A 12,334-nucleotide genomic window follows, 5' to 3' on the forward strand; every position below is an offset into this window, starting at 1 on the left:
TAGAACCTACAAACTAATGTCGTATATAACCAACTTATCTTAGTAGTATATCTACTACCATTACTTTATCCTATAGAAATGTTGAAAAAACATCACCATGTCACACTCTACACTCCCATTATCCTCTACATAATAACCACAACAAACACACGGTAATGAACAAGTATTACTTATATCAATAATAAAAATCCATTATTTAACAAAATTCACATGGTCTATACTTAACAAACCGTGTTTTTTTAACCAAACCAATAAATTAGAAATAGCGGCAGGAGTTATACCAGAAATTCTAGAAGCTTGCCCAATAGAATAAGGTTTATAATTATTGAGCTTTTCAATGACTTCCTTAGATAATCCAGTAACAAGATTGAAATCTATATCAATCGGTAATAATGTATTTTCATTATAAATATGTCTTGCTATTTCTTCTTGTTGATGACGAATATAGCCTTCATATTTTATTTGAATTTCAATTTGCTCGAATACTTGATGATCCAATATAGATGGACCAAAAGTACTTAGTTGGGATAACTTTATGTAATTAATTTCTGGTCTTCTTAATAGATCTTCACCATTTACTTCATGTATTAAAGGTGTTGTAAGAAAATTATTTAACTGAGCAACATCTACACTATACGGAAAAATATAAGTATTACGCAATCTCTGACGTTCTTTTTCAATATTTTCTTTTTTGCAACAAAAAGATCTCCATCTTGCTTCGTCAATTAAACCTAATTGTTGCGCTATTTCAGTCAATCTTAAATCAGCATTATCCTCACGCAAAGACAAACGGTATTCAGCACGAGAAGTAAACATACGATAAGGCTCTTTAGTTCCACGTGTACATAAATCATCTACGAGCACTCCTAAATACGCCTGATCTCTTCTAGGATACCATCCTTCTTTATTTTGAAAAAATCTAGCTGCATTAATTCCAGCCAATAATCCTTGGGCAGCTGCCTCTTCATATCCAGTAGTTCCATTAATTTGACCAGACAAAAATAACCCAGAAATAAACTTACTCTCTAATGTTAACTTTAAATCACGAGGATCAAAAAAATCGTATTCGATAGCATATCCTGGCCTAATTATATGAGCATTCTCTAATCCCTGAATTGATTTAATCATTTGTATTTGCACACAAAATGGTAAACTGGTAGAAATACCATTAAGATATATTTCAGGTGTCGTCAAACCTTCAGGTTCTAAAAAAATCTGATGAGCACTACGATCTGAAAAACGGATTATTTTATCTTCTATAGATGGACAATAACGAGGCGATATTCCTTTGATTAAACCTGCATGCATAGGACTTTGATGTAAATTCGATCTAACTATTTCATGTGTTTTATTATTAGTATGAGTAATAAAACAAGGCACTTGTTTAGGATGTTGTTGTTCCGATCCTATAAATGAAAAAACAGGGATGGGACTATCGCTATACTGTGCTCTCAAAGAACCAAAATTTATTCCTTTGGTGTGCACGCGAGGAGAAGTACCTGTTTTTAACCGGTTAACCCGAAAAGATAACTCTTTCAACCTCTTTGATAAAAACGACGATGACTCCGCATCTCCAGATCGCCCTCCTCTAAAATTATTCATCCCAATATGAATCTTACCATTAAGAAACGTTCCTGTTGTTAACACCACGGACGTACCAAAAAATTTCATTCCTATTGTTGGAGCAATTACCCCAACAACCTTGTTACCATTAATTATTAGATCTTCTACTGACGCCTGAATAATCAACAAAGATTCTTGATGCTCAAGAAGATTACGTATTGCTTGGCGATATAATATTTTATCTGCCTGAGCACGTGTTGCTCTAGCAGCAGCGCCTTTACTACTATTAAGGACTCTAAATTGAATTCCCGATTGATCTATAGCATAAGCCATCGCCCCACCCATAGCATCAATTTCTTTGACTAAATGTCCTTTCCCTACTCCACCAATAGCCGGATTGCAAGACATCTGACCAAGAGTATCGATATTGTGAGTAATCAAAAGCGTATTACATTGCATCCTAGCAGAAGCCAAAGCTGCCTCTGTCCCAGAATGACCTCCTCCCACAACAATAACATCAAAGTGAGTAGAATAAAACATACGCCAACCTCATTGCACAGTTAACAACAATCCCCAAAACTATTCCAAAAACTTTTCTTTTTAGAATAAAATCGTATACCTAATTATACTTACTAACATACAACTCCAAACGAACCTTTTTTATATCCTTCTATATCCTTAAAAACAATCCGCCTCAATGATCAAATATTTTTATAATTGTACTTGAAAAATTAAAAAATTCAATGAAAAAAATAGATTAAATCACTTGTTTATTGAGGACATCTGAAGTAATACTGATTACTGTAGGTAATTAGGATTATATTAGTGAGATTATTGTAATAGTATATAAGATTCAAAAATAGAATTTGAAACAATTGTTATTATTTATTAATTTTACTGCAATGACAAAGCTATGGAAACGCTTGAATTAATATTTCTAGTTATGCTATCGTAAGATGTGGTATTTTTACTATGTAAATAATAAACACGTGAGTTTAACTATACATTTCATTTTCAATAAAAAAAGCGGTTAAGCAATCAAAACTTACATATATCTCATGTGTTATGATTAAAAATTTTAAAAATTGATACATTTTATCATTGATATTACAGGCTTGTAGCTCAGGCGGTTAGAGCGCACCCCTGATAAGGGTGAGGACGGTGGTTCAATTCCACTCAGGCCTATAATAAAATCAATGCATTGAACTTAATTTAGATAGATAATGGAATGGTTAATATGCAATAAAATTTGCATATTTATGCATGCCTATAATACGTATATGCGATTGATCATTACAATCATTTTAACTATCTTAAATATATCGAGCGCAGATATCAGTAATCTTTAACTATGATTTTTCATTTTTTAAATTGTATTGAATATGTGTTAAATAAAAAAATCGATTTTTATGATTAAAATTTCATCTTTATAAGAAATAAATAGGAATTTGTGATATATATAGGTAATTAAACAATCTCAAATCAAATAAACTTAGCACATATGTATCCATATTAAGGTCGCAAACACTATGCCAGTTCGGGTATTAAGAAAATTGCCTGCGATAAAAATTTTACAGAACGAAGACATTTTTGTTATGCAAAAATCATGTAATACTTTTAAAGAACGAAATTCTTTAAAAGTATTGATTCTTAATTTAATGCCAAAAAAAATTGAAACAGAAAATCAATTCCTACGCGTACTATCAAATTCTCCTTTACAAGTTGATATTCAATTATTACGCATAGATAATCATGTTCCCAAACACACACCTGTCGAACATCTAAATAAATTTTATTGCAGTTTTCCAGATATCCAATATAAAAATTTCGATGGTTTAATTGTAACCGGAGCTCCTTTAGGGTTGATTGATTTTGAAGATATAACCTTTTGGCCTCAAATTAAGCAATTATTTTTATGGGCAAAAGAGCATATTAACTCAATATTATTTGTTTGTTGGGCAGTACAAGCAGCTTTAAAAATACTATACAATCTTCCTAAATTTACTCGACAACATAAATTAGTAGGAATTTACCAGCATAATACTATTAATTCACATGCACTTTTAACCAAAGGATTTGATGAAATATTTTTAGCACCTCATTCTCGTTATTCGGATTTCCCTAAGGATGTAATTTATCGGAATACAGATTTAGAAATTTTAGCAGAATCTGATGAAGCAGGCGCATATTTACTTATCAGTCAAGACAAGCGTTTAATATTTATCACTGGACATCCAGAATATGATGCGATGACTTTACATCAAGAGTATTATAGAGATTTAAAATTAGGATTAAGTCCGATGCTACCAGATCATTATTTTCCTCAAAACAATCCTAATTTAGCGCCTAAGATCAACTGGAGAAGTCACGCGTATTTATTGTTTGCCAATTGGTTAAATCATTATGTGTACAACATAAATATCACAAAACATTTCAGTTCTGTTTGAACAAATTGAATAAATAATAAATCATATTTTCTATTTTTAGAAAATCAACTTACAAAATCTAAGCTCAAAAAATTATAAATATTTCACACTCGTACAATTTATTCAAAACTACAGTTTTGTACTTATTGTTACTATAAGTGTAAAATAACTACGTATTTCAACTTTTATATGAAATTGATGATATCAATTAACTAAAAAATTATATTTATATATAGACAAGAACTCTTTAATTTATATAAATATGTGTGGAGATATGTATTATATTTATAAAAAAATAAATAGTTTTTCGTCATATTTATACATGATGCATAAGGTATGATATAGTTCTTTATATACATTACCCAACTCAATAGATATAGTAACGTCAACAAAGTATGTTGCGCCGAATAGCTTACTTTAAATTAAATTCTTATGCACTTACTTTTTACAATAGAACATAAGAAAATAAATCATGAAAAATATAAATCCTAGTCATACTAAATCCTGGCAAGATCTCAAACGTCATTTTGACGATATGAAGGACACATCAATTATCGATTTGTTCAATCAAGATAAATATAGGTTCAGTCGCTTCTCTAAAACATTTAACAATGAAATTTTAGTAGATTATTCAAAAAACTTAATTACAAACAAAACTATCATGAAACTAATATCCTTAGCTATTGAATGTGATCTGATAGCAGCTATTTCAGATATGTTTCGTGGTGAAAAAATTAATCGCAGTGAAAATCGTGCTGTACTACATATAGCTCTAAGAAACATAAAAAATACACCAATTTTAGTAGATGGATTTAACGTAATGCCACAAATAAATGTAGTACTAAATAAAATGAAACAATTTTGTAATCGGGTTATTCAAGGTAGTTGGACAGGCTATACAGATAAGATAATTACAGATATTGTTAATATAGGCATTGGAGGTTCCAATCTTGGGCCCTATATGGTCACTGAAGCATTAAAACCATATCAAAACCATTTAAACATGCATTTTGTTTCTAATATTGACGGTACACATATTTTTGAAACATTAAAAAATTTAAATCCAGAAAATACACTATTTGTAATAGCATCAAAAACTTTTACCACTCAAGAGACTATGACCAATGCGCTTAGCGCACGTAATTGGTTTTGTAAAGTTTCTTCCAATGCACAACATATATCGAAGCATTTTATAGCATTATCTACAAATACTATAGAAGTGCGTAAATTTGGTATTAATCCGTCAGACAATATGTTTAAGCTTTGGGATTGGGTAGGCGGACGTTATTCATTATGGTCATCAATTGGTTTACCGATAATGCTATCGCTAGGAGTTAGTAATTTTGAATTATTACTGACCGGAGCTCATGATATGGATATGCATTTTCATAACACACCGTTACATGAAAATCTGCCAGTAATTTTAGCGCTTATTGGTATCTGGTACAATAATTTCTTTCAATCAGAAACTGAAGCCATTCTTCCCTATGATCAATACATGCATCGTTTCACAGCATATTTGCAGCAAGTAAATATGGAATCTAATGGAAAATGTGTAGATCGAAATGGACGCCCTATTACTACATATCAAACTGGTCCTATTATATGGGGAGAACCTGGGACTAATGGACAACATTCATTTTATCAATTGCTTCATCAAGGTACTAAAATGGTTCCATGTGATTTTATAGCTCCAGCAATCAGTCATAACACTATATCTGATCATCATGAAAAATTAATATCAAATTTTTTGGCTCAAACTAAAGCGTTAGCTTTCGGAAATACACATGCAACATCAATTCAAAAATATATAAAATCTAAAAAAAATTACAGAAACGAACAATATGTCGCTCCTTGTAAGTTATGTAAAGGAAATAATCCTAGTAATTCTATTTTAGTTAAAAAAATCACCCCTTATACTTTAGGAGCTTTGATTGCTTTATATGAACATAAAATATTTACACAAGGTATTATTTTTAATATTTATACTTTTGATCAATGGGGGGTGGAATTAGGAAAGCAACTGGCTGACAGTATTTTACCGGAATTAAAATATGAAAATATCACCTCTAAACAGCATGACAGCTCAACTCGCGGTTTAATAGATTCTTACAAATTTTGGCGTAATCAATGTGGTTCTTGATTCATAAAATCGTGTTCAATTATATAGTTAAGACATTAGGAATAATTTGTCTTTATTAGTATTTTGTCATATTTAAAACATTCTATGATCTTCTCAGAAAAAGATAATACATGACATTCCGAGTAATTTTTTCACGATATAAAACCCAATGATTTGGAATTATACTAGCATTAAAAATATTTCTATTTTTAGAGGTTTCTATATAAATCCAAGATTTTTTTTCCAATAGATTACATGTTTCTAATAAAAAAAATAACCTCAGGTATGATATTGTCCTGAAAAGGAGGATCAAGAAAGATTACATTATAAGTCATAATTGATTGTTGTAACCAAGAGCGACAATCAGTATATATTATCTCACTGTTATATGCTGAAAAAGACTGCGTGACTTCCATCAACGCAGTGGTACAAATACGATTATTATCTAAAAAAGTTACTTTACTAGCCCCTCTAGATAATGATTCTAAACCTAATGCGCCGCTTCCAGCAAAACAATCTAAACATACCGCATTAGAAATAATAGGATTAAGCCAACTGAATAACATTTCACGCATACGATTAGTAGTTGGTCGTATCTTAGCATTCCGAAGGATTGGTATATTCCTTCCTTTCCATTTACCACCAATAATCTTGATTTTTCTGGATACACCTAAATGTAGTTTATTTTTCATGTATTCGCTATATGTCTAAGTTTAACAATAACGATTCATAAGATATCTTTATCTTTTAAAATAAATATTTTTATTATGAACCACAAATCATCAACTTGTTTTATTCCATATAAATCTAATTACTTATACATAAACTATAAAAATATTACAATTATAGTTTTTGATACTTCTTCATATATCTACCACCCATTTATTTTTGTTATACTTTCTATTAGTTGCATTTACGTTATATAATCATATGTGGCGTATTACATCTAAATATTTCGTGTTTTTAAAAATACAAAATAAACAATATCAATTAAAATTAATTAACAAAATATCTAAAAAAACATAAAAAATAATGAAAACAAAATCACATATGTTGATAATAATCATGAGGTAAATATATATATGAATCGTGCATATAATTTATTTAGCAAACTGAAGCAAAGTTTATTAAATACTCGAAAAAAATTAGGTGATAATATCATGGATTTAGTTCATGATAAAAGAATTGATACAGCTACGCTGGATAAAATTAAGAATCAGTTATTAATTGCAGATATAAATATACACACTACAAAAAAAATCATTAATAATTTGAGAAATTATATTAATGTTAATGGAAACTGTGATGAAAAATCTTTTCACGATACATTACGTAACGAAATGTTAAAAATAGTTACACTCGTCGACAAACCGTTTTTTTTACAAGAAAAAAAACCATTTATTATGTTAATAGTAGGAGTTAATGGTGTGGGAAAAACTACTACTATTGGAAAATTAGCACATTATTACCGATTAGAGAATAAAACTGTAATGTTAGCAGCAGGAGATACCTGTAGAGCAGCAGCTGCTGATCAATTAAAAATTTTAGGAGAACGTAGTGGTTGCGTTACAGTCATCAAAAAAAATACCACTGCAGATTCTGCTTCAATAGTTTTTGATGCTATTAAAATAGCTAAAATAAAATCTGTTGATTTACTTATTATAGACACCGCAGGAAGATTACAAAATAAAATACATGCTATGGAAGAACTAAAAAAAATTATCAGAGTAATAAAAAAAATTGATACAGAAGCACCTCATGAAATCGTATTAGTTCTTGATGCCAACATCGGACAAAATTCTATAAATCAAGTACGTATGTTCAATGAAGCTATTAAAATTACAGGAATAATTATGACTAAATTAGATGGTAGCGCTAAGGGAGGAACTCTTTTATCTATTGCTGATCATTTTTCAATACCAATAAGATATGTTGGAATAGGGCAAAATATTGATGACTTACAACCCTTTATATCACACAATTTTGTTGAAGCTATTTTAAAAGAGCAAACTCAATAACAAAAATACTCATAATTTATATTAGTATCTATTGAGAACAAGATACTAATATAAATAACAATAAAAATAATTACATCAACAATTATTAAAAATAATGTCATTAATATTTATTATGCTTACAAGCAGTTTCATCCAAACAGACCAATTTATAAGAATTAAAATCAGCACTTGTCATGCCTTTAAATAGAAAAAAAATCATAACACTAGCATATTGATTCAAAGACATCATTTAATACAATAGCACAAATTAATAACAATGAATCAAAAAATATAACCTCTAGGATACTGGATACTTTATACATAATCTACAATCATCAATGTTAATTGAAATTCAGATTTCATTGCTAAAATGATTTAACGAATTATTGGATGGGATTAAATGGGAAATAATTAATGATAACAGGTAATTTTATGATATTATATATATAATTTAAATTAATAATAGCATCAAATGATGATTGTGTTATTGCATATAATATTTAGTGTTATGTATCAGTTCTATTGTCGACACAAAATTTTTTAATAAAAGTTCTAATGCAATTGAATATGTGTGCATTAATGCACATATATTATCAGCATACGCATGGTTATTTTAGGAGAATAAATGCCTAAATATATACAAAAAAATATAACTTTAGTTCCTCAAGGGAACTTAGAAGCATATATAAGAGCCGCCAATGCCTACACTATGTTAACAGCAGAAGAAGAAAAAACGCTAGCTCAACGCTTATATTATCATGGAGATTTAGATGCTGCAAAAAAACTCATTGTATCGCATCTAAGATTTGTTATTCACGTTTCTCGTAATTATTCTGGTTATGGCTTAGCGCAGGCCGATTTAATACAAGAAGGTAATATTGGATTAATGAAAGCTGTCCGGAGATTTAATCCAGAATTAGATGTTCGTTTAGTATCATTTGCTGTGCACTGGATTAAATCAGAAATCCATGAATATGTTTTAAAAAACTGGCGTATTGTAAAAATCGCTACTACTAAAGCACAGCGTAAACTATTTTTTAATCTACGCAAAACTAAACAACGTTTAGGTTGGTTTAATGCAGGAGAAATAGAAGTAGTTGCAAAAGCACTAAATGTAACTAGCAAAGACGTACGTGAAATGGAATCTCGAATGTCAGCACAAGATATGAATTTTGAACAATCTTCAGATGACGATAATCGAGGAATATCAATAGCACCTATGTTATATTTACAAGATAAAATCGTTTCTTCTAATGAAGAAGATGAATGGATCGATCAGGTTGGTAATAAACTAAATGCAGCTATAAACACTTTAGATAAACGCAGCCAACACATTATTCGTGCCCGATGGTTAAATGTAGACAATAAAAGTACATTACAAGAATTAGCTAATCAATACGGTGTTTCCGCTGAACGAGTACGTCAATTAGAAAAAAATGCAATGAAAAAAATGAGATTAATCATACAAAATTAATTAGATTTTTTTAATTTGATTTACAAAACCAAACGATATAAAAAACCATTAGCACGTGTATATAATTTATTAATTTTAATTATTTGACTATAAGCTAAATTATTTGATACAATTCGCGATAATTAATAATTGCAATGTTGTGTATATTAAGTTTATAAAGTAATCATATAACTATATAATACAGAATCAACTGTAAATTTATTTTTCAATATCCAGATTGATTATTAGCACCTGACGCTTTTTTTAAATATTTTCTACTCTACATTTTTATGAACACCTCATATAATCAAATATGATCATGGAGTAAATTATGACAATTATCGGTCATACATTGGGATTTCCCCGTATTGGATTACATAGAGAACTAAAGTATGCTCTAGAATACTATTGGAATGGGAAGATAAAAGAAAATAAATTACTAGAAATAGGTCGTACATTACGCAGACGTCATTGGAAACAACAGAAAGATTCCGGTATCGATTGGATCCCAGTAGGCGATTTTGCATGGTATGATCATGTTTTGACTACTAGCATGATGCTCAATAATATTCCAAATAGACACCGAACTGATCAAGAAAATGATAATTTAACAACATTATTTAGAATAAGTCGAGGATATTCTTTCAACAAAAAACTAATACCGCCTGCAGAAATGAAAAAATGGTTCAATACAAATTATCATTATATAGTACCCGAATTTGTTCACACTCAAGAATTTAGATTGAATTGGATGCAATTATTCGATGAAATAGATGAAGCTTTGTCTCTAAAATATACAGTAAAACCAATACTACTTGGCCCAATTAGTTATCTTTGGTTAGGAAAAGTAAAAGGAAAAAAATTTGATCGATTATCACTATTACCTAATTTATTATCAGTATATCAAGAAATATTAGATATATTATCATCAAAAAATATTGATTGGGTACAAATTGATGAACCCATATTAGTTTTAGAGCTACCGTTCCAATGGCTAGAAGCATATCTAAGCACATATGAACAACTTCATGGTACAGTTAAATTGCTGTTAACTACTTACTTTGATAATATATATCATCAATTAGATATTATTACACAATTAAAAATAGATGGTCTACATGCAGACCTAGTTTCCAACTCTGATAACATACCTTTACTTCATGCACAATTACCAAAACATTGGGTACTATCAGCAGGAGTAATTAACGGACGTAATATATGGAAAACTAATTTACATAACTGGTTTACAAAATTATCCCCTTTAGTAGGAGAGCGTAAATTATGGATAAGTTCTTCCTGTTCTCTTTTACATAGTCCTATCGATCTCAATATAGAGACAAAACTAAAAAAACACATTAAAGAATGGTTTGCCTTTGCAGTACAAAAATGTTGCGAAATAAAAATGTTATGCACTGCTTTGAACGCTAAATACGAAGACGACTCGACACACGAAGATATACTTAATGAATATTACGTGTCCAATAATTTGAGATCTGGTTCCAGTACAATTCATAATATACAAGTTAAAAAACGTCTCGAAGATATCAATGAAATTGCACATTCTAGATGTGCTCCATACGCAACACGAGTTACATTACAGCATAAGAAGCTTAATTTACCATTGCTTCCAACAACTACTATCGGTTCGTTTCCTCAAACTAAAGAAATTCGTAAACTTCGTTTTCGTTTCAAAAATAATCAAATCAATAAAGAAGATTATCATCTTAATATCAAGAATTATATTAAAGAAATTATTATAGAACAAGAAAAATTAGGTTTAGACGTTTTAGTGCATGGAGAACCAGAACGAAATGACATGGTAGAATATTTTGGAGAAAATTTAAATGGATTTATATTTACTCAAAATGGATGGGTACAAAGTTATGGTTCACGTTGCGTAAAACCTCCAGTAATTATTGGAGATATTAGTCGCTCAAAACCCATTACTACAGAATGGATCAATTACGCTCAGTCATTGACTAAAAAACCAATAAAAGGTATATTAACTGGGCCTGTCACTATAATGTATTGGTCATTCCCACGCGAAGATATACAACGAAAAACAATAGCACTACAATTAGCATTATCGATACGCGATGAAGTAATCGACTTAGAAAAATTTGGCATTGGAATCATACAAATTGATGAGCCAGCCTTACGAGAAGGATTACCTTTAAAACATTCTGATCAAAAAAAATATTTAGAATGGGCAATTGATGTCTTTAGGATAACTGTATCGTCGGTGAAAGATGAAACTCAGATTCATACTCATATGTGTTATTCTGAATTTAGTGATATCATGGATAGTATTCTAGCATTAGATGCAGATGTAATCAGCATAGAAGCATCTAGGTCAGACGAAAAAATGTTACAATCTATACAATATGTAACCAAGAATTTAAACGAAATTGGACCAGGAATATACGATATTCATTCTCCAAATGCACCAACTCAAAACGAGCTTATCACAAAAATTAATCAATTGTTAAAATATATCCCAAAACAACGTTTATGGATTAATCCTGATTGCGGGTTAAAGACGAGATCATGGCCTGAAACTAAACAATCATTGAGTAATATGGTGTCTGCGGCTAAATTATTACGCAAACAATCATATTTACCATAAATTATCGCAATAATCTTATTCATTGATTGTATACAATTAATATCCAGATAAAAATTACCATTTTTACTAGTGAAATCATGGTCATTGAAATTATCTATTTAAAGAACGATTATTAGATAAGTTACAATTAATATTATTTAATTTATA

7 protein-coding genes and 1 tRNA gene are annotated in these 12,334 nt (G+C 29.8%); 6 read left to right on the forward strand and 2 right to left on the reverse strand.

All coding sequences use genetic code 11. From position 1 onward, the window contains the following. Positions 1 to 192 precede the first annotated feature (192 nt). Entirely contained in the window at positions 193 to 2,103 is a 1,911-nt protein-coding gene (gene mnmG / locus M9397_RS02680) for a tRNA uridine-5-carboxymethylaminomethyl(34) synthesis enzyme MnmG (protein ID WP_250226847.1), read from the reverse strand. A gap of 571 nt (positions 2,104 to 2,674) precedes the next feature. On the opposite strand from mnmG, the gene M9397_RS02685 reads away from it, so the two are divergent. The 3 genes from M9397_RS02685 (at position 2,675) to pgi (ending at position 6,132) form a co-directional block, all read left to right on the forward strand. Beyond that, positions 2,675 to 2,748 (forward strand) — tRNA-Ile (locus M9397_RS02685). A 344-nt stretch (positions 2,749 to 3,092) separates the two neighbouring features. Continuing rightward, complete coding sequence (locus M9397_RS02690; protein ID WP_250226848.1) at positions 3,093 to 4,010, forward strand: homoserine O-succinyltransferase; 918 nt, start codon at positions 3,093 to 3,095, stop codon at positions 4,008 to 4,010. Positions 4,011 to 4,461: 451 nt separating this feature from the next. Beyond that, positions 4,462 to 6,132, forward strand: a complete 1,671-nt coding sequence (gene pgi, locus M9397_RS02695; protein WP_250226849.1) for a glucose-6-phosphate isomerase — start codon at positions 4,462 to 4,464, stop codon at positions 6,130 to 6,132. 230 nt (positions 6,133 to 6,362) lie between these two features. On the opposite strand, the gene rsmD is transcribed toward pgi, so the two are convergent. After that, positions 6,363 to 6,803, reverse strand: coding sequence for a 16S rRNA (guanine(966)-N(2))-methyltransferase RsmD (gene rsmD, locus M9397_RS02700; RefSeq protein ID WP_250259654.1), 441 nt, complete (start codon positions 6,801 to 6,803; stop codon positions 6,363 to 6,365). Positions 6,804 to 7,193: 390 nt separating this feature from the next. Here rsmD and ftsY point away from each other — a divergent pair, with 390 nt between their 5' ends. The 3 genes from ftsY (at position 7,194) to metE (ending at position 12,187) form a co-directional block, all read left to right on the forward strand. Continuing rightward, on the forward strand, positions 7,194 to 8,129 hold the full coding sequence (gene ftsY / locus M9397_RS02705; protein WP_250226851.1) for a signal recognition particle-docking protein FtsY: 936 nt from the start codon (positions 7,194 to 7,196) through the stop codon (positions 8,127 to 8,129). Between the two features lie 604 nt (positions 8,130 to 8,733). After that, complete coding sequence (gene rpoH / locus M9397_RS02710; protein WP_250226852.1) at positions 8,734 to 9,582, forward strand: RNA polymerase sigma factor RpoH; 849 nt, start codon at positions 8,734 to 8,736, stop codon at positions 9,580 to 9,582. 310 nt (positions 9,583 to 9,892) lie between these two features. Continuing rightward, positions 9,893 to 12,187 carry a 5-methyltetrahydropteroyltriglutamate--homocysteine S-methyltransferase gene (gene metE / locus M9397_RS02715; RefSeq protein WP_250259656.1) on the forward strand — a complete coding sequence of 765 codons (2,295 nt, stop codon included), beginning with the start codon at positions 9,893 to 9,895 and terminating at the stop codon, positions 12,185 to 12,187. Positions 12,188 to 12,334: the final 147 nt, after the last annotated feature.

The sequence above is a fragment of the Blochmannia endosymbiont of Camponotus sp. C-003 genome, assembly GCF_023585685.1.
Lineage (GTDB): Bacteria > Pseudomonadota > Gammaproteobacteria > Enterobacterales > Enterobacteriaceae > Blochmanniella.

Coding starts and splice junctions, on each gene's coding strand:
- mnmG (WP_250226847.1), bottom strand. CDS start 2,103: ATGTTTTATTCTACTCACTTTGATGTTATTGTTGTGGGAGGAGGTCAT.
- metE (WP_250259656.1), top strand. CDS start 9,893: ATGACAATTATCGGTCATACATTGGGATTTCCCCGTATTGGATTACAT.
- rsmD (WP_250259654.1), bottom strand. CDS start 6,803: ATGAAAAATAAACTACATTTAGGTGTATCCAGAAAAATCAAGATTATT.
- rpoH (WP_250226852.1), top strand. CDS start 8,734: ATGCCTAAATATATACAAAAAAATATAACTTTAGTTCCTCAAGGGAAC.
- M9397_RS02690 (WP_250226848.1), top strand. CDS start 3,093: ATGCCAGTTCGGGTATTAAGAAAATTGCCTGCGATAAAAATTTTACAG.
- pgi (WP_250226849.1), top strand. CDS start 4,462: ATGAAAAATATAAATCCTAGTCATACTAAATCCTGGCAAGATCTCAAA.
- ftsY (WP_250226851.1), top strand. CDS start 7,194: ATGAATCGTGCATATAATTTATTTAGCAAACTGAAGCAAAGTTTATTA.